Source organism: Salinivibrio sp. HTSP (assembly GCF_003390965.1).
Lineage (GTDB): Bacteria > Pseudomonadota > Gammaproteobacteria > Enterobacterales > Vibrionaceae > Salinivibrio > Salinivibrio kushneri.
In genome coordinates this window covers 202665-221378 of record NZ_PXUD01000013.1, presented here as the reverse complement: position 1 = coordinate 221378, position 18714 = coordinate 202665, and the positions used below count along the sequence as shown (strand labels likewise).

The 18714-nt window shown below is 50.0% G+C and carries 19 protein-coding genes; 13 read left to right on the top strand and 6 right to left on the bottom strand.

Features of this window, described 5'->3' with window-relative positions:
- The first annotated feature begins 213 nt into the window (after window positions 1–213).
- The 3 genes from C7A19_RS03670 to lhgO all read left to right on the top strand — a co-directional run bounded on the left by C7A19_RS03670 (window position 214) and on the right by lhgO (window position 4704).
- Window positions 214–1224 (top strand): TAXI family TRAP transporter solute-binding subunit, encoded by a 1011-nt coding sequence (locus tag C7A19_RS03670; RefSeq protein WP_116644189.1) that lies wholly within the window; start codon window positions 214–216, stop codon window positions 1222–1224.
- Window positions 1225–1307: 83 nt separating this feature from the next.
- Entirely contained in the window at window positions 1308–3461 is a 2154-nt protein-coding gene (locus tag C7A19_RS03665; protein WP_116644188.1) for a TRAP transporter permease, read from the top strand.
- A gap of 7 nt (window positions 3462–3468) precedes the next feature.
- Window positions 3469–4704: an L-2-hydroxyglutarate oxidase gene (gene lhgO / locus C7A19_RS03660; protein ID WP_116644187.1), complete on the top strand. Its 1236-nt coding sequence runs from the start codon at window positions 3469–3471 to the stop codon at window positions 4702–4704.
- A gap of 59 nt (window positions 4705–4763) precedes the next feature.
- Here the strand turns inward: lhgO and C7A19_RS03655 are convergent, their stop codons facing one another.
- Window positions 4764–5408 (bottom strand): NAD(P)H-binding protein, encoded by a 645-nt coding sequence (locus C7A19_RS03655; RefSeq protein WP_116644186.1) that lies wholly within the window; start codon window positions 5406–5408, stop codon window positions 4764–4766.
- A 210-nt stretch (window positions 5409–5618) separates the two neighbouring features.
- On the opposite strand from C7A19_RS03655, the gene C7A19_RS03650 reads away from it, so the two are divergent.
- From C7A19_RS03650 to C7A19_RS03615, 8 genes are all read left to right on the top strand, one after another.
- Window positions 5619–6206: a GNAT family N-acetyltransferase gene (locus tag C7A19_RS03650; RefSeq protein ID WP_116644185.1), complete on the top strand. Its 588-nt coding sequence runs from the start codon at window positions 5619–5621 to the stop codon at window positions 6204–6206.
- Between the two features lie 19 nt (window positions 6207–6225).
- Window positions 6226–6762, top strand: coding sequence for a GNAT family protein (locus C7A19_RS03645; RefSeq protein ID WP_069361324.1), 537 nt, complete (start codon window positions 6226–6228; stop codon window positions 6760–6762).
- Complete coding sequence (locus C7A19_RS15735; RefSeq protein WP_116644206.1) at window positions 6762–7310, top strand: hypothetical protein; 549 nt, start codon at window positions 6762–6764, stop codon at window positions 7308–7310. Before C7A19_RS03645 ends, C7A19_RS15735 begins: the two co-directional genes overlap by 1 nt.
- Window positions 7311–7444: 134 nt before the next feature.
- Entirely contained in the window at window positions 7445–7966 is a 522-nt protein-coding gene (locus C7A19_RS03635) for a GNAT family N-acetyltransferase (protein WP_116644184.1), read from the top strand.
- Window positions 7959–8534 carry a GNAT family protein gene (locus tag C7A19_RS03630; protein ID WP_235614256.1) on the top strand — a complete coding sequence of 192 codons (576 nt, stop codon included), beginning with the start codon at window positions 7959–7961 and terminating at the stop codon, window positions 8532–8534. The genes C7A19_RS03635 and C7A19_RS03630 overlap by 8 nt, the downstream gene beginning before the upstream one ends.
- Window positions 8534–8998, top strand: coding sequence for an NUDIX domain-containing protein (locus C7A19_RS03625; protein WP_116644183.1), 465 nt, complete (start codon window positions 8534–8536; stop codon window positions 8996–8998). Before C7A19_RS03630 ends, C7A19_RS03625 begins: the two co-directional genes overlap by 1 nt.
- A 187-nt stretch (window positions 8999–9185) precedes the next feature.
- Window positions 9186–9401 (top strand): VF530 family protein, encoded by a 216-nt coding sequence (locus tag C7A19_RS03620; protein WP_116644182.1) that lies wholly within the window; start codon window positions 9186–9188, stop codon window positions 9399–9401.
- Window positions 9402–9547: 146 nt separating this feature from the next.
- Window positions 9548–10021, top strand: coding sequence for a 2TM domain-containing protein (locus tag C7A19_RS03615; RefSeq protein WP_077651345.1), 474 nt, complete (start codon window positions 9548–9550; stop codon window positions 10019–10021).
- Between the two features lie 67 nt (window positions 10022–10088).
- On the opposite strand, the gene C7A19_RS03610 is transcribed toward C7A19_RS03615, so the two are convergent.
- From C7A19_RS03610 to C7A19_RS03595, 4 genes are all read right to left on the bottom strand, one after another.
- A complete protein-coding gene (locus C7A19_RS03610) occupies window positions 10089–10787 on the bottom strand; it encodes a gamma-glutamyl-gamma-aminobutyrate hydrolase family protein (protein WP_069361345.1) in 699 nt (232 codons plus the stop codon).
- Window positions 10763–11770 (bottom strand): amidoligase family protein, encoded by a 1008-nt coding sequence (locus C7A19_RS03605; RefSeq protein WP_116644181.1) that lies wholly within the window; start codon window positions 11768–11770, stop codon window positions 10763–10765. Before C7A19_RS03605 ends, C7A19_RS03610 begins: the two co-directional genes overlap by 25 nt.
- 136 nt (window positions 11771–11906) lie before the next feature.
- Window positions 11907–13877 carry a hypothetical protein gene (locus C7A19_RS03600; RefSeq protein WP_116644180.1) on the bottom strand — a complete coding sequence of 657 codons (1971 nt, stop codon included), beginning with the start codon at window positions 13875–13877 and terminating at the stop codon, window positions 11907–11909.
- The gene (locus tag C7A19_RS03595; RefSeq protein WP_077651347.1) at window positions 13870–15096 is read right to left on the bottom strand and encodes a carboxylate--amine ligase; all 1227 of its coding nucleotides are present in this window, start codon (window positions 15094–15096) and stop codon (window positions 13870–13872) included. Before C7A19_RS03595 ends, C7A19_RS03600 begins: the two co-directional genes overlap by 8 nt.
- A 325-nt stretch (window positions 15097–15421) precedes the next feature.
- Between C7A19_RS03595 and C7A19_RS03590 the strand changes: the two genes are divergently transcribed.
- Window positions 15422–16669, top strand: coding sequence for an FAD-dependent oxidoreductase (locus C7A19_RS03590; protein ID WP_116644179.1), 1248 nt, complete (start codon window positions 15422–15424; stop codon window positions 16667–16669).
- 87 nt (window positions 16670–16756) lie between these two features.
- On the opposite strand, the gene C7A19_RS03585 is transcribed toward C7A19_RS03590, so the two are convergent.
- Window positions 16757–17686 carry a DMT family transporter gene (locus C7A19_RS03585; RefSeq protein ID WP_069361315.1) on the bottom strand — a complete coding sequence of 310 codons (930 nt, stop codon included), beginning with the start codon at window positions 17684–17686 and terminating at the stop codon, window positions 16757–16759.
- Window positions 17687–17776: 90 nt separating this feature from the next.
- On the opposite strand from C7A19_RS03585, the gene C7A19_RS03580 reads away from it, so the two are divergent.
- A complete protein-coding gene (locus tag C7A19_RS03580; RefSeq protein WP_116644178.1) occupies window positions 17777–18670 on the top strand; it encodes a LysR family transcriptional regulator in 894 nt (297 codons plus the stop codon).
- The last annotated feature ends 44 nt before the right edge of the window (window positions 18671–18714 follow it).

Below are 18714 nucleotides of genomic sequence, written 5' to 3'. Positions count from 1 at the left end.
AACTGCTTATTGAAGCGGCACTGTGAGCAAGATTTTGCTTACTAGCTGAGCGGGAAATAAGAAAAATTTTGCTCATTATCGATGAACTCTCCTAACAATTCTATTATTAACAATAATTTAACTATTGGCACTCTCTTTGCTATCCATGTGTTGCTGTTAACAAACCGTTTAATTTGTGTAAACCAATAACGCAGCCCTACATGGAGAGTAACAATGAAAATCAATAAGCTATTTAAAGCACTGACGTTTGCTGTGGCCTCATTTAGCGTCGCCTCCACCGCGGTCGCAGAAGACAGAAGCTACATCCTCGCAACGGCCTCTACTGGTGGCACTTACTATCCTGTTGGTGTCGCGCTGGCGACGCTGAGTAAGGTCAAGCTGGCGCCTAAGCATCATTTTTCGCTATCGGCAATCAGCTCTGCTGGTTCAGGTGAGAACGTGAAACTGCTCAATGAAGACGAAGCGCAATTTGCGATCTTGCAGGGCTTATATGGTGCGTGGGCCTGGTCTGGCGAGGGGCCGTATGCAGACAGTGGCCGCCAAGATCAACTGCGCTCTGTGTCTATGCTTTGGCAGAATGTTGAACACTTTATTGTGCGCAGTGAGCTGGCAGAAACCGGCACCGTGAGTGATTTGAGTAACCTTGAAGGTGAAAAATTTTCGATTGGTAAGAAGAATTCAGGTACCGAGAACTCAGGTCGTCAGATTATGAAAGGACTAGGCGTGGATCCGGAATCCTTTAATTTGGCGTATATGGGTTATGGCGGCAGTGCCAGTGCACTACAAAATGGCACCATTGATGGCATGAATACCCCAGCGGGGGTGCCGGTTGGCGCAGTTACCCAAGCGTTCGCCGCACTGGGGAATGATATCTCTATCCTGTCTTTTACTGACGAGCAAATCAAAGCGGCTAACGGTAAATACAACCTTTGGACTAAGTACGAAATTCCTGCCAACACGTACCCTGAGCTAGATAAGCCGGTCACCACCATTGCCCAACCTAACTTCTTGGCCGTGCGCAAAGATCTCTCCGATGAGGATGTGTATCAGCTCACCAAGGCTATTTATGAGAATCTGTCTTTCCTTCAGGGCATTCATAAGGCCACTAAAGCCATGGCCATTGAGAAAGCCATCGCCGGTTTGCCTGTGCCGCTCCATCCAGGTGCAGCACGTTACTATCAAGAAGTGGGTATCGACATCCCGTCTGAACTGGTAATGGAATAACGCAATAGCGCTCCGGGATGGCTCGGAGCGCTTATCGAGATCAAAGGTTGCATGGAAACACAGACATTGCTTGGAGTAAAGGGATGAGCGAGCCAGTTAAGCATCAGTCAGTTGAGCAAGAGCCAGGTGAAACAGCGTTGGAGAAATTTGAATTGCCCACACGCGATGACTTTCCGTGGGTGACCACCACCATCACTGTGCTGGGCGTGGTATTGTCTGTATTGCACATTTGGTTTAACACCTTATCAACGCTTCCCGAGTTATGGATTTCGGCGACCCACTTTGCGGGGTTTGCGGTGATTTGTGCACTTTGGTACCCGGCACATATCTCTTTGAAGCGGAATAAAATAGCGCTGGCGGTCGATATTTTTATCGCGTTAGGTGCAGTGGCTTGTCTGTTGTATATCCCTTATGCCGAGGACGCGTTGTACGCGCGTGGGGTAAAATTTGTCACTGCCGATTGGGTGTTCGCCAGCTTAGCGATCATCATCGTGGTGGAGCTGATTCGTCGTACCATGGGATGGTTTATTCCCATTCTGATTATGGTGTGTTTGAGCTATGTCGTGCTGTGGGGCGAGTGGGCGTCGGGGATTTTTCACTTTCCCGGATTGAGCCTTGAAACCCTTTTATATCGCAGTTACTACTCCTCGGAAGGCATGTTTGGCGCGATTACCCGGATTAGCTGGACGTTCGTGTTTATGTTCATTTTATTTGGCGCCTTTCTTGTCCGCTCTGGGGTTGGAGATTATATCATCAACGTGGCCCGTGCGGCCGCGGGTAAGATTATTGGCGGGCCGGGTTTTATTGCGGTGATTGGCTCTGGGTTAATGGGGTCAGTGTCAGGCTCGAGCGTAGCGAATACCGTATCGACTGGGGTGATCAGTATTCCTTTAATGCAAAAAGCCGGTTTTCCGTCGCGCTTTGCTGCTGGGGTCGAAGCATCGGCTTCAACTGGGGGGCAATTAATGCCGCCCGTAATGGGGGCGGGGGCGTTTATCATGGCCTCATACACCCAAATTCCTTACGTTGACATTATTGCTGTATCACTGGTTCCTGCGCTGATCTACTTTCTCTCTGTGAGCTTTTTTGTGCGCATTGAAGCAAAGCGCAGTGGCGTGCAAAAGATTGTCACCACCGAGGACTCTTTATTGATGGTGCTTCTCCGCGGTTGGCATAACCTTATCCCGCTTGCGGTGCTTGTCACCTTGCTGATTAAAGGTTTCACACCCACCTATGCTGCCGGCATTTCGATTATTTCTGTGATTTTCGCTTCCTGGTTTTCCAAAGAGCACCGGATGGGGCCGAAAGCGATCATCGAGGCCTTGGCGCAAGGGGCAAAAAATATGGCCACCACTGCCATCTTACTCGTGGGCATTGGTTTGGTGGTGAATGTGATCAGTACCACGGGTATCGGTAATACTTTCTCGTTGATGATTGATGGTTGGGCGAACGGTGATCTGTTTATGATGCTGGTGCTAATTGCTATCGCCTCGTTAGTGTTAGGGATGGGATTACCAGTGACCGCTGCCTATATCGTACTGGGCACCTTGTCGGCACCGGCTCTGTATAAGCTTATCGCTGAAAACCAATTGTTGGAGCTGCTGGTATCAGGCCAGCTTCCCGAGCAAGCCAAGGCGATATTTATGTTGGCGGCACCAGACAAACTCGATCTTTTAAATGCGCCGATGACCATGGAAACCGCCAAGCAAATGGTCGCCTTAGTGCCAGCTGACTTTATGGAAACCTTGTTAGAGCAAAGCTTAGGGCTGGAGACGGTCAGTTTGGCTCTGCTCGCCGCCCACTTGATTATTTTTTGGTTATCGCAAGACAGTAATGTGACCCCGCCGTTTTGTTTGACGGCATTTGCGGCGGCCACCATTGCCAAAACGCCGCCGATGCGCACGGGGTTGATGGCATGGAAAATTGCCAAAGGCTTGTATCTTGTTCCTTTGCTCATTGCTTATACCAGCCTGGTTAGCTGGGATATCGCCTCGGTGTTAGAGGTTGGCTTTTTTGCCATTATTGGCACGTATGCCTTAATTGGCGCGATTGAAGGGTATCTTGAAGGCCCGATTAACTGGCTAAGCCGCCTTTGCTTATTAATGATTGGTGCCTTGTTAGTGTGGCACGATATTCCGCTATGGCTTCGTTTGTTGAGCGTCGTTGGGTTTGTTGGCCTGTTTGTATACAGTGGGCGCAAGTATCAGTTGCAACAATCTCAGCTGCCAGTCTCATGAGGCGTGTATGAAATCTGTTTATGATTATGTAATTGTCGGTGGAGGTATTGTTGGCGCGTCTACGGCTTGGCAGTTAAAGCAGCGTCGTCCCGATTGTTCTGTGCTGCTGGTGGAAAAAGAGGCGCGCGTTGCCCAGCACCAAACCGGGCATAACAGTGGCGTGATCCACGCGGGGGTCTATTATCCACCAGGCAGTTTAAAAGCCGACTTCTGTAAACGAGGAGCGGCGCTGACCGTTGAATTTTGTGCCAAGCACGATATTGCAGTCGAAAACTGTGGCAAGCTATTGGTCGCCACCAACGAGCAAGAGATGGCTCGGATGCAGGCGCTCTATGAGCGTTGCTTAACCAATGATATCGACGTGCGCTGGTTGGATGCGGCGGAGCTTCATGCTGAAGAGCCCAATGTTAAAGGCTTAGGTGCCATTGCGGTGCGCGCGACCAGCATTGTTGACTATCGGCGGGTGACTGAGCAAATGGTGTGTGAGTTTGAAGCGCTCGGTGGTATCACCCAGCTTAATACAGAAGTCGTTGGAGCAAGCGAAGCGGCTGAACAAGTCACTCTCCATTGCCAAGCAAGCGGGGAGCCGCTAACGATTCATTGTCAGTTTGTGGTGACATGCAGTGGGTTGATGGCAGATAGAATGACCAACATGATGGGGATCCCAACCGCGTTTCAAATTATCCCTTACCGCGGGGAATACTATCAACTTGCGAGCCCGTACCAAGGCTTTGTTAATCACCTTATCTATCCGATTCCCGATCCCGATTTACCTTTTTTAGGCGTTCATCTCACGCGGATGATAGACGGCTCCATTACGGTGGGACCTAACGCTGTGCAAGGTTGGAAGCGAGAAGGCTATGGCAAGGTCAATCTCAGTCTAAAAGATACCTGGCAAATGCTAACGTTTGCGGGCTTTTGGAAAGTCACCATCAATAATCTAAAAGCCGGCTTGGTTGAGCTGAAAAATTCTTGGTGGAAGCCAGGTTATGTCAAGCAGGTGAACAAGTATTGCCCAACGATAAAAGCGAAGGATTTGACTCCGTATCCAGCGGGGATCCGTGCTCAAGCTGTGTTAAATGACGGCACCTTGGTCCATGACTTTCTGTTTGCTGAGAGTGCGCGGAGTTTACACGTGTGTAATGCGCCATCGCCGGCAGCGACCTCTGCAATGCCGATTGGTGAATACATTTGTGACAAGGTGACGCAAAAACAGCAGTGGCTCAGCAATGATGCTGATTAGCGCTACATATCGGAAAGTGAAAGCCAGCGCCTACACTCGGCCGCTGGCTTTTGCTTCGATTATTGATAACCCACGGTAAACGCTTGTTGCAGATGCTTAGGGGTTTCGGCTTCATCAAGCATGGCAACTGCGAAGTCTTCCATCGAAATGCGAGATTGTCCGTTGCTATCTGTCACTAAGGTGTCTGTCCCCAATGTGTACTGACCGGTGCGAGTACCAGGTGCGATCATGGCGGCAGGCGAGAGGTAACTCCAAATTACATCTTGGCTGGCGAGGCACTGCTCATATTGCACTTGGCAAGCGCGTGCAATCTCAATGGCTGAGTCGGGAAGAAAGCCCTCTGCGTTTAACACGGTTTCACCGTCAGTGCCTGGAATCATCAGTCGAGCCGCACCGCCGACAATCAGAACGCGCATTTGATGATGTGCTGCGCCTTTGACGACCGCTTGGGTTAACACCGTTAATTGCGCTTCTTCGCCCGCCGGTGGGCGCAACGCCGTAATGGCAAGATCATGACCAGCCATTACCGACGCCACCTTGTCCGCATCGTTCAAATTGACGGCGACAGGCGTTACGGCGTCGGGTAGCTTGCTGAATGCTGCCTCGTTACGTGTCACTGCCGTGACCTTATGGCCGCGTTGCAACGCTTCCGACACAATTCGACTGCCAATATCGCCCGTGGCACCAAATACGATTATATTCATTACTTTAGTCTCCATGTTATGACTCTTGTGTGTCCTTATGCCGCGCAATAGCCAGTAAAAAGGGTGGCTGTCATACGCTTGTGGTTAAACCATGCTTAACTGATTAAGTTATGATTAATTATTTATCTTGATGTAAAGATAGTTATTAAAAATCTTTACGTCAAGATAAATGTGTGGGTGTTTTTTATTGAAGAAGACTGAGGGGAGCCAATGGAGATAGCGATCCGGCAGGGATGGCCGCTTGAGCAAGCACAAAACGTCGCTGAGTTATATGAGCAGGCGTTTGGGATGAAGTTCGCACGGGCAATCCCTAATCAGGCAGCGCGCGTAGCGGTGTTGTCTCAGTGTTTTGTCCCAAACTTTTCTTTTGCCGCTATGCAAAACGGCAAGGTGGTAGGGTTGGCTGGGTTTCAAACTCAAGCCGGCGCACTGACACAGGGTATGGGTGCGAAACAGTTAATCGATAGTTTGGGGCCCATTAAAGGCATTTGGGCCTGTGCAGTATTGGCGCTGTTTGAGCGTAAAGCGGCACCCAATGAATTGGTGATGGATGGCATTGCTGTTGATAGCGCAGTACGCGGGCAGGGGATTGGCTCCCAATTATTGGATGCCATTATGGATTATGCCCAAGCGCATGGCTTTGAAAGCGTTCGGTTGGATGTGATTGATAGTAACCCCAGAGCCCGCAAGCTTTATCAAGCCAAAGGCTTTGTCGCCACTAAAGAAGAGCGCTTTCCGCACCTAAAATGGTTAGTCGGCTTTTCAGGCGCCACCACCATGGTCAAGGCGCTGAGCTAAAACAACAAGAGAGACAAGGATGTTTATGATTGAAACACGTCGACTAGTGCTGCGTGACATGCAGCCAAGCGATGAAGAGGCGTTTGTTCACTTAACGCAACACCAGAAGTACCAGCGTTTTTATAGCGAAACGGACTGCCAGCCAGAGACATACCGAGACTTACACGCGCGCTTTATCGAACAAGCCAACACAAATCCACGCGTGGCTTATCAGTTAGCGGTTATCTGCAAGCAATCAGAAAAATGTATAGGCACCGTCGGTTTAAGGCTTGAGGACAACCATCAAGCTTCCATCGGATGCGGCCTAGCTGTAGAGGCGCAAGGCGCGGGGCTAATGAGAGAGGCTGCTGTCGCGCTGGCCGACTTTGGTTTTGAGTCTCTGGGTGTGCATCGGTTATACGCTGAGACCATTTACGATAATCTTGCTGCAACCAAGCTTTGTCGTTCACTTGGCATGCGACAAGAGGCCCATTTTCATCAGCATCGTTTCTTTAAAGAAAGGTGGTGGGATACGGTGGTTTACGCCATATTACGACACGAATGGGAGCAAGGATGATGAGAAAAGCACTGCTTGGGGCACTGATGGTGACACTGCAAGCGTGTACCAGTGCGCCCGTTGATAATGAAACGACCGACGCTGCAGAATGTGTCGGTAGTTCGGCGTTGCCAAGCGCATGGGCAGACAAGTTTGTCGCTGTGGACGATCCGGCGTTACTGGCGGCGTCGTTGGGTCAGCCATTGGAAGGGAAGCTTTGCCAAGGCAAGGTATATCAGGCGACTGAAGGGGTGACAGTATATCGCGCGTGGAATAGCACCAACCCGCATAGTCAGTTTGGTCACTGGTGGTCGTTATCACAACCGTCTGGTTTGGTGGCGGATTATCGCCAAGACTATGAGATTTGTTATCAATGGTCGCCGCTCGATAAATTGGTACAGTGCACCTTGCAACCGGGCGCCAAGATTGTGGTGGGTAACGGTCAAAGTGCGAAATGTTCCGAGTATTTAACCTATCCAACCTCAAGTGCTCAACAAGTTTATCTGCAAGAGGCGGAGCAAGCGGTTCAACATTGTCAAACCTTTGATGCGGTGATGCGTTGGCAGTGATGCGCGGCAATCAATAACTCAAGCACATCTAGGTGGCGAGCGCTAAGGCGGTGGGATGACAGGCGGTCAATAAGTGTTTATTTTTCAATATCAATGAGATAGCCTTATTCTATGACAGGAATTGGAATAAGCACATGGAATTAGTCGTCCCCGCACTCGATCACCAAGCAGCCTTTACGCGCTTTTATGATGATTTTGCTCAGTTTGACCCCGAGAATGCCGATTATTATTGGCCGGGGAAAGACGATTTCCCCACTTACGTGACTCGGTTAACGGATGAGTCATTGGGTAAAAACCTTCGTAAAGGTTATGTGCCGTGTAGTCATTTTTGGCTGCTTGATGCTGAGCAACAAATCATTGGCGCGATTCGGATCCGCCATCACATTAATACGCCATTTCTATCTCAAGAAGCCGGACACATTGGTTACGATATTGCGCCGTCATATCGTGGACGCGGATGTGGCAAGCAAATGTTAGCCTTAGCGCTGCCCAAGGCGAGAGAGCTAGGGATCACTCGCGCTCTAATTACCGCGAATGAAGACAATATGGCATCGCGCAAAGTGATTGAAGCTAATGGCGGCACGTTGGAAAACATCATCAATGGCGAAGTGTTCAATGAATCATTGGCGCGGTACTGGGTGGACATTAATGGATGATTCCCCGCGCGTGGACCAACTGGACAGTGACCGTCTGTTGCTGGTGGCACCCAATATGGCCCATCAGCCTTTCATTTTAGAAGCCGTATTGGAAAGCCAGCACACCCTTGCGCCTTTTATGGATTGGCTTCCGCACGCGCTGACCGAATCGAGCTCGATTGAAAACACCCAACAAGCGATTGATAACTTTGATATGTTCATTAACGAGTTACGCTACTCGATTTTTGAAAAATCGACGGGGCAACTGGTGGGTGTGATCAGCTTAATCATCCGTAATATCGCGATTCCTTATTTTGAAATAGGCTATTGGCTGCGGAGCTCTAAAGAAGGCCTTGGCTATATGAGCGAAGCGGTGAGGACGCTAGAGCAGTACGCGTTTGATGGCCTTAATGCCAAGCGAGTTCAAATCAAAACCGCCTACGAAAACACCCGCAGCCGCGCGGTAGCCGAGCGCTGTGGGTATCATCAAGAAGCGATACTTATCAATGACCGTATCCTGCCGAGCGGTGCGATTTCTAGCACTGTGGTTTATGCAAAAGTGGCGGCATTTGAAACAGAGGAGAAATAATGATCCCTGTGAATACTTCCGTGGTCTCGGGCGTAGCACTCTCTCGTATTGACGGGGAGACAAAAATGCTACTGATGAAACGAGTGAAAGGTGGCTTCTGGTGCCATGTTGCGGGCTCGATTGAAGCGGCTGAGACCGGAGTTGACGCCATCGTCCGGGAGTTTAGCGAAGAAACCCAAATTGCGGTGGCTGAGTTGTATAACGCGCAATTTTTGGAGCAATTTTATGAGGCGTCGGTGAATGTGATCGAGCTTATCCCTGTGTTTGTGGTGATATGTGGTGATAACCAAGCCATCACGCTTAATGATGAACACACCGATTATCGCTGGTGCTCACTTGATGAGGCAAAAGCCTTGGCGCCGTATCCAAATCAGCATGCCGTCTATGACCATGTATGGGCTTACTTTGTTGATCAGCCCGTTAACCCGTTATATCACGTCAACTTACCTAACCATAAGGAATGAACCATTAGCATGGAACGCTTTTTTACTCAAGATGACATCATATTGCACGGTGACACAGTTTCCTTGATACCAGCTAAACCTTGATTATAAGCTGGCGCGCTACCGTGGTTAAATTCGCGTTTTGCAATATCGTCACGTAGAGTAGCGCTTTTATTGACGAGCGCGTGCTCGAGTTGCTGAGAACTCTATGGATACACAACCCAATAACCCGCTGCACGGGTTAACCCTACAAACCATATTGACCCGTTTGGTTGAACACTATGGTTGGTCAGGCCTCTACCAACATATCAATGTGAACTGTTTTTCTAACGATCCTTCGATCAAATCATCATTGAAATTTTTGCGTAGAACGCAGTGGGCGCGCGATAAGGTCGAAGCCTTGTATATTGATACCTTTTGTTAAGGGTGAAATACGTGGATTGGTCACCAGGCGGGTTTATTTTAAGTTATTGATTTTAAATAACTGTCATGAAGGTGTCGGGGCGCTGTCGTGGTAATGTCGCCCTCATTTTGCATAGTGTCGATAGGGAAGAGCACAAAGGAGCAAGGATGAACGTGAAAGCACTCAGAGTTCAAAAAGGGTGGTCGCAAGACCAGTTAGCACAATTTAGTGGGCTCAGTGTTCGGACAATTCAACGTATCGAACGCGGCCACAAACCCGGATTGGAGTCGCTGAAATCGTTGGCTGCTGTGTTTGATATCGACATTACTGATTTGCAAAAGGAGACAGACATGCAGGCAGATACTTCAATGAGTTCAGAGGAAAGAGCGATTGCCAAGCGAGTCCGCGCCCTCGGCGGTTTTTATTCTCATTTGACGCACTATGTGGTCGTGCTGGCGATTTTGTTTATTATCAACTGGCTAACCACACCAGGCTATTATTGGGCTTGGTGGGTCGCATTGGGATGGGGGATTGCCGTGGTCAGCCACGGTGTCAGTGCTATGGGCATTGTCGATCTCTTTGGTGATAAGTGGGAAAAACGTCAGATAGAGAAGCGACTGAACGCGCGGTCAAAGCGTTAACCTCTGCCCGATAACGCCGAGCGAATGTGCCTCGGCGTTTTTGTTTCTCACCAACTAACAGACATGTTTACTGAGAGGCCGCTTGTCGCTGCTGGAAGCGCGTTGCATGCTCGACTAAGCCCTTAAACAACGCACGCTGACAGCCAAGATAAAGCAAGAACTCTGGATGCCACTGAACCCCCAGTGTATAGGGGCGGTTGGGTGATTCAATGGCTTGTACAATACCATCTAAATCACGTGCGCTTACCGTTAAATCCTCGCCTAACGCGTTAATTGCTTGGTTGTGCAGGCTGTTTATTTTGCGTCTGCCTTGCCCCAACCGTTGCTGGATATGGCCGTTGACTTCACGCGATATACACAAGGTTTTCATCGGGAACACTGTCCAGCGATGAGAGGTTTTTTTGCGTTGTTCGCGCAAGCTTTGGTGCAAGGTGCCACCTAAACAAATGTTGAGAAGTTGCGCGCCACGGCAAATCCCCAGCAAGGGCTTTTGGCTTGCCAGCGCGCTTTTGATAACTGCGCTCTCTAGGGCATCGCGTTCAGAATCGTAGTTGGGTTTCACTTCGGGCTCGGCGGCGTACAGCACAGGCTCGACATCGTGCCCGCCAGTAATCACCACGCCATGATAGGCGTCTGGGTCCAGCGCGGTACCGGGGTGTAGTTGTAACGGCTTGCCACCATAGAGTTTGACTGCCGCGGCAACGAAAAAACGTGGCAGCCGTGCGCCTTTGCTCGGGCCGGTTATTGCGATGACGGGTTTATCCATACATTGTGCACCTTTTCCGCCCAGTTATTAACGATACGTGCCAATGGGTCATTGATATACCCCAAATAGGCCTCGCAACACGCCTTGAGTCGCGCAGGGTCGGCGGCGAGTTTTTCCACTTCCACCCAATCGTTCCATGCTTCGTGAATGCCCCAATCAGTCCGGCTGACTTTGCTGTCCGGCAACCGATAATGAAATGTGGGCCGCGCCTGTGTGAGCCCATCATTGATGACTTTATTCACTTTCTCAGCATCAAGGTGAGTGAATAAGGGCAACATGTCTAATGCACGGTTTCGTGTGGGATTGTCGGCAAGGTAGTCATCGATCAGGGTATTCAGATCCGGCCAGTAATCATCAGCCAGTACGCGCTCGACATACGCTTTCGGGAAAGGGTCGACATAGTTGGTCAAGCGCCGCGAGAGATCAATATCGGCGCGTTTTAAAAGCCAGTCATACAAACATAAAAATGCTTTTAAGTGCGCACAAATCGTCTTAGCGGTTAAATCAGGCAGCTCTGGATTGAGCTGCATGCCAAACGCATAAACCGGGCTGTCTTCGGTCCCTTCGGCGCCTTGCTGGCGTAGATGCGCAATGAGTTGGTCCACCTCTTGTAGGCGGTCAAGAGGGAGAGGCGGGCCGACGATTTCTACGGGAACAAAGGCTTTTGCCGCCCATGCCAATAAGTCTTCAGCCGATTGATCCAGTCGATTGGTGACTGTGTTTTCGCTACGATCGCTTTGCCCTAACCGTTTGAGCTTGGCATAGTCGAGCTCGATGACCCAATCCCCGGCTTTGTCCCCGTTTAAGCGGCGGTCATATCGACCACCACGTTTAACGCTCAGAGAGAAAAAATCAGCCACTAGTTGGGTGATGGTATCCAGCTCTAGGCCACTGAGCTCTATCTCAACGCCTACGCGGCGCGTATTTCCCTCAGCGTTGGTGATCTGAGGCGGTGTTTTAAGTGGTGAATGTGGCGCATCCATGGTTTTTTAGCCTCATTTTTATCGATGATAGGGAATAGGTGGGGATAAACCTGTAACACTTAAAGGCCTAAGAGGATAAATAATCAACACCTGTTCAGGGACGCTGAGGACACGGAACAGGTTGATGCTTAGTCATTCATAACGGCATTTGGGCTTTATCTATTCGATCTTTAGCCCAACTCTCAACTGCCATACGCTTGATTTCATTGAGAGCGTCGCTGGGCAGTGGGCGCTTTATACCGACCTGAATTGTGTCATCATGGTACAAATATAGTCGAGATAAAAACTGCTCAAAGGGTAGAGAAGCTTCCCCGTATTGTTCTCCTCTTCCTTGCGTTGATACCACCACGTTGTGTCCCCAGTCCTGGCCGCTATCATTATTGGGATTGTAGAAATATACCCGCATCACGCTGTCTTGATCGAGAGCGATACGTATCAAGGTAATGGCATGCCAACCGACAAATTGCCCCTGGCTGCTGGTGACCGCAATACCGACCGGCTGGGGATGTATAACAGGAATATTTCCATTATATAGTGGATGATAACTGCGGTAGAAGCGTTCAATAAAGCTGTCGAAATCTTTGAGCTGTCCGGTTTTAACGTCAACGGCAATCATGAACTCTCGTCCCACGTACCAACCATGAAACTCGGGATTGATCCATTCATGCGGGTCTTGCTTACGGTTAACACAAAGGCGACCCATTTCAATATAAAGTTTGTCTAAATGAGGGACGAGGACAACGGAAACGGGATCGGTGTCGAAAGGGAGTGCGGTACTAAGGCCTTGAAGCAGCGTGTGAGAGTCTAGCGACTGTCCTTCAAAATGCATGCGTAGGCTCTGATTACACGCCACTTGCACAATACAGTTAAGGAGGTAGTCAGGGTCGTTATACGCCCACATGGATATCGCACGTGCCGATTGGCAAGTCGGGTTGTTACCTTGGGCTACACCCAGCGGTTGGCCCAGCACTGACATAACACCGGCTAACAGATGAACGCGCGCAGGGAGCAGCTCACCAAACGCGAGGGTGAGTGTATTGGCGACGTCTGGGTGGAGGTTGAGATGAATCTGACGCCACAAACTAGGAGCGACGGGCGCATCGAACAGTACCCCCCGTTCAAGCATCATGGCCAAACCATATACGGCTTGGGCGGTTTGCGGATAAATGGCTTCTTTGATCAGTGTATGCACCAGTTGACGATAGGTCACTAGGCAGTCTAAACCAGTATTACTTAAACCCAGCGCGGTAGGGAGTATGTCGTTGCCGTCATTGTCCAACAACCACCGTAAAAACATAGCGTGGTAATCAGACGCTAACCCGACATCATGCATCGCACGCGCAAACCCCAGCGCCTCTTGTTGTAAAGCATTACTGTCCATTGCATTGAGACGTTCACAGTACGCATCTAACCCCGGATCGTCATAGCAACCTTGGGTTGGCCCGTATAACGCACTCACTAGGCGATCGATGCCGAGTTTGGCTTCACCAAGGTTAATCTGCTCCTGCGACACCAAGATAGAGATTTGATTGATCATCGCCTTAATCGGGTTGACCTGAATGGGGCGCTGCGCGAGTACACGCCAGACTTCATCAACTAGCTCACTAAGAATGGTTTCATAGCCCAAGTGGCTGAGAATAAAACGATATAAAGTACTAATAGCGGGGGCTGTTGCACCGAGTCGAATACGGCTCGATTCATCGGTAAGACCCATCACCAGCGATAAATTGAGGCTTAATACCTTGGCAAGAAATTGGTGCGCTTCTTGGTGGGAAAAAAGCGGGGAAGAGAACTTCCCCTCGACGATAGCCAGCATCCTTAGCTGGCTGAGACAATCTAGCACCACGGTGGCTTTGTCGGCATGCGCGAGCGTGTCCGGCACCAGGTTCGGTACGAGGTACTCAGGCTGGCCCCAATCTGTGCCCTCAAAAAGTCCTGCTTCGGTGAGGGTCACAATGCGAGAGTACAGTTGGTTAATGTCATCATCCTGCGCCAATACACGGCCGCAAATATCAATCACGTGAAACTGGTGGCGCGCTTTGGCGATGGAACTCACTTGACCAAGTTGTTCAACCGCATGATCAAGCTTATTGAGTAAGCTAGACATAGAAATCAAGATCTTCCTGTGCTTTTAATAAGTCACGCATAACGTGTGGGTCTTCACCATAAAAGTGTAGCAAGCCCCAGTGTGTACCAAATGCACTGCGTTTAGGCACTTTCCCTTCCATAGGCGACTGTAACTCATGAAACTCAAAGTATTCGTGATTCTCGGTCTCTTCAGGTATGGCCAGCTGGCTTACCACTCGGCGTCTTGGATATACCCCAAAGGTCCCCGCGACGCCTTTAGCATCTTTGATAGGTGTTGGGAAGAAGGCTTCTAACTCTTCATCAGTCGTGTGTGGATCGAAGGCGACGACCATGCCTTGATAGCAGTTAAAGTCATAAACACGTTCAATAATTTCAAAGCCTTGGAAACCGGGTGGGCGGTAAGCCACTTCACCAAAGTACATTTGCCCATCGTTGGTCACAAAGTATTCAGGGTGGATAAAGCCAAAATCAATATCAAACGCTTCGATCAGCTTCTCGATTTCCTGAGTCACTTTTTCGCGATATTTTTCTAACTCGGGAGAGGCAGGAACAAATACCGAGTAGCCGAGGGTGACGTATTCGGAGATGTTCAAAAACTGGATTTTGCGGTTTTTAATAAATGCTTCGACGGCGAATTCCCAACCATCAAGGTGACTTTCCATCAATAGTGGAAACTCTTCATCGGAGACACGATCGAGATCATCAGGCTCACGCACCATCCAATGGCCTTCGCAGCCCGCTTTGTCAAAGGCTTTGAGGTGGATTGGATCGTTGGGGTCGCCATCAAGTTTTAGCAATGCTTGGTTAACTCGGCGCAGAAAACGCACCACGTCGGATTTATCTTGCGCTTCTTCAAAGATCCCAACCCGAATACCGCCGATTTGTGCACGACGCTTCATCAAGGATTTATCACGGAAGAGGAGTGACTGTCCCATCAGTTTAGGGTTTTTAAGCAGCACGGCGTTAATGGCGCCGGCCCATTCTACGGTTTCCTCGAACAGTGGAATGGCCACATCGACACCCATTTCTTGCAAGGTGGTGGCAATTTCAAATGAGCGATCATTGAGGCGCTCAAAATCCCAAGGAAGGTAGGGGATATCATGCTCTTTGGCGTACTCTTCTGCCCATGTCGGGGCAACAACGACATATTTACGATCGAAACGGCTAATCGCATCAATTGCATTGAGGCTCCATCCCAAGATGGCGACGAAGCCTTTGTTTGGATCATAGTCAGCCATATTGCTTCCTTTAACGTCGAATGTGCCTCATCACTCTCACACAGCTAGGTGTAAATAGTAACCACTTGGTCCTGTTTCTCTGCTGGAAGTGTGCGCTAGCTAGCTGGAATCGGTAACAGCGATGAATTGTTTCATTGACAAAGACTTACTTGCATAAGCCGGCCTGATAAGAGTGGGGAGTGGGCGAAAAAGTGTGAGATTGATTGTTAAATACCTCTACCCGCATTGGTTAAAAGCTTGTAACTTATGAGCAAAAAGCACACTACAGCATAATGACAAGCACAGGGCAATAAAACATTATTTCAAGCTATTCAGGGAGTGAAGCATGACAAAACGGGTGGTGGTATTAGGTGCAGGCATGGTGGGCGTGTCTGTAGCGTGGCACCTTTTAAAGCGCGGGTACGAGGTCACCGTCATTGATAGGGTTGCGCCAGGGCAAGAGACCTCATTTGGCAATGCTGGGATTATTCAGCGCGAGGCGGTGAGACCTTATGCCTTTCCCCGCGATCTTGCCACCTTGTTGCGCGTGTTACCCAATCGTTCGGTCGATATTCGCTACCGTCCCACCAGTGTGATCCGCGCTGCGCATCCACTGTTGCAATACTGGCACTACTCCAGTGAGAGTAAATATAAAAAACTGGTGCCAGAGTACGCAGCGTTAATTATGCAATCTTTAGAGACTCACGAGGAGATGATTACGTCTGCTCAAGCAGGGTCATTGATCCGCAAAGAGGGTTACCTAAAATTATTCCGCACCCAAAAAGCTTTAGACGAAGAATGTACGCGTGCCGCGTCAGACAGTGTCAACTATGGCGTTGACTATGAGGTGCTAAACGCAGCACAGATCGCGGCGATGGAGCCAAGTTTGACCGCTTCGGTTGCAGGTGCGACCCACTGGAAGCAACCATGGACAGTGACCGACCCAGGCGCCTTGGTCAAGGCCTATGCCGACGATGTCATCGCCAAGGGCGGTGAGGTAAAGCTCGCGAGCTTGCAATCATTGCAACAAACTGGCGAACAATGGGTGATTGAAACCGATCAAGAGCGTCTGCAAGCTGATCACGTGGTGATGGCAATGGGTCCTTGGTCTGCGTATTGGCTGAGGCAACAAGGTTTGGAGGTGCCTCTGTTCACCAAGCGTGGCTATCATATGCATTACCAATGCGATGATAAAAAGCCACTTAATCATTGGATCATGGATGCCGAAATCGGGTACTTGCTCGCACCGATGCGCGCAGGCATCCGTTTAACTACGGGCGCAGAGTTAACCGCCTTAGATGCGCCCATGGTTGAGAGTCAGCTTCTAGCAGCAGAACAAGAGGCGCGTGCTTTATATCCGATCGGTGAACGTATTGATGGAACGCCATGGAAAGGGGGACGTCCATGCATGCCCGACATGAAGCCGGTGATTGGTGAGGCCCCCGGGCGTAAAGGGCTGTGGCTATCCTTTGGCCACGGACATCAAGGGTTCACGCTAGGCCCAGCCACAGGCAAATTGTTAGGGCAAATGATGGATAGGGAGGCCACGGATGTGGATATGCAACCCTATTGTGTCACCCGATTCGGCGGATAACCCTATGATGAGGCATGAATCGCACGCGATGAAAACGAGTCACCGCGTGCGACGCTTAATGCGCTCAGAGGCATAATAGCGACACCGCTAAGCAGAGCGTGCAACGCGCCACTGTCGCGGGTGAGGGAGGCGTGGCAGCAACAGTCCTGCGATCACAATGACAATGCCTACCACCTGAAGCTGGCTCACGGCTTGTCCCATCAAAAACGCGGTGAGTACCGCGAACACAGGCACAAAGTTAAAAAAGAGTGCCGCATTGGCTGAACCTAGATGGCGCACGCCGTTGAGCCAGAGTAAGTAACCGGCGACAGTACCCAGCACCCCGATATACAGGAGTTCAGAGACGGCCAGTGGACTTGCAGCCCAGACTTCGCCAAATGGATGCACGTTTGGTGTCAGTGCACACATGATACCAATCACAGTCGCGCCACTAAGCATGCCCAAAAACGTGTAGGGGATCACCGGCATCCAGCGGCCAATGCCTTGGCTGAAGAAGGTGTACGCACTCCATGCAAACATGCCAGTGAAAATCATCTGATCGCCTTGGTTAAAGTTCAATTGGCTGAGCATCTGCCATTGACCATTGGTAATCACCATGAGCACGCCCGATAAGCTCACCACCAAGCTGAAAACTTGGCCTTTCCGCGGCAATGCGCGAATTGCGATACAGGCGATAAGTGAAGTGACTAACGGGCTGAGCGCCATGATTAATGACCCATTGGTCGCTTGGGTATACTCGAGTCCGGTGAACAAACAGAGGTTAAGGCCGCCAATCCCCACGGCGCTGACGGTGGTTGCCCACAGCCACTGCTTGGCGCTGAGTGTGGGAACGCGGGTACGGGTGAGCTTGAGATAAAAGCCTAAACACATTGCGGCGACGGCAAAGCGCCAAAAGACCAAGGTGAGCGCATTCACTTCATTCAGCGCATCTTTACCAATTGGGAAAGTGCTGCCCCAAAAAAAGGCACATAAAATGAGAAGGGCAACGGCTTTCCACAGTGAAGTAGTAGTTGTCATAGCAAGACCTGACTTGTTGAGTGATGGGCGCTAGTGTATAAGTTTCAAAATATGAATAAACCGACAATATCAGAATGGTAGATTCCAAATATGAAACCTAACTATTCGTTAGACGATTTGCGCTGTTTTTGTACCGTGGCGCAATTGGGGAGTTTTAAAGCCGCGGCACAGCATCTTTCTATGCCGCAATCCACCCTCAGCCGTCGAATTCGCCAGCTCGAGCAGGACCTTGCCCTGCGTTTACTCAATCGCGATGCCCATCGTATTTCTCTGACCCAAATTGGTCATCGCTACTTTGATCGTGCCGCAGGACTGTTCGATGAGTTGCAGGCACTCAATGATGATTTAGTGGGCGAGAAATATCACCCCCAAGGCAAAATTCGTATTAGCGCACCGATCAATGCCGGTAAGCAGTTTTTACGCCGCGTCTTTTTCGACTTTATGCGTGAGTATCCGGAGATTCAACTGGATCTTAACTTTTCCAATAGCTTGATAGATATTGAAGCGGAAGGCATGGATGTGGTGTTTCGAGTCGGGAATCCAGTGGTAGAAAATTGGATCGCGCGGCCGCTCACCGATATTCATTTCATTTTGTGTGCTAGCCCTGACAGTGACTATCACAATGTGCGCTCACCCAATGATCTGAGTGGTCAGCCGGTGGTGATTTGCCATCCGATGACGGTTTGGGAACTCACACACCATCAAACGGGAGAGGCGTTTGATTACCAAGCCACCACGGGCATACGTGCAGAAGTGGATGAAATTCAAATGCTAACCCATGCGGTGCAGGCTGGATTTGGGATCGGCTATATTCCTGATTATTCCGCGCTACCTTTGATAGAACAGGGCGAATTACAGCGCGTACTGCCGCAATGGTGCAGTCGAGCGCGCACGCTATTTTTGCTCTATCGAGATCGCGAACAAGTGCCTTTGCGCGTTCGGTTGCTGGTGGAATTCGTCCTCGCGCGTTTTACATCCTCTTAGCGCGTAATCAGGCATAAAAGGGCTGATTTCCGATATAAAAGGGG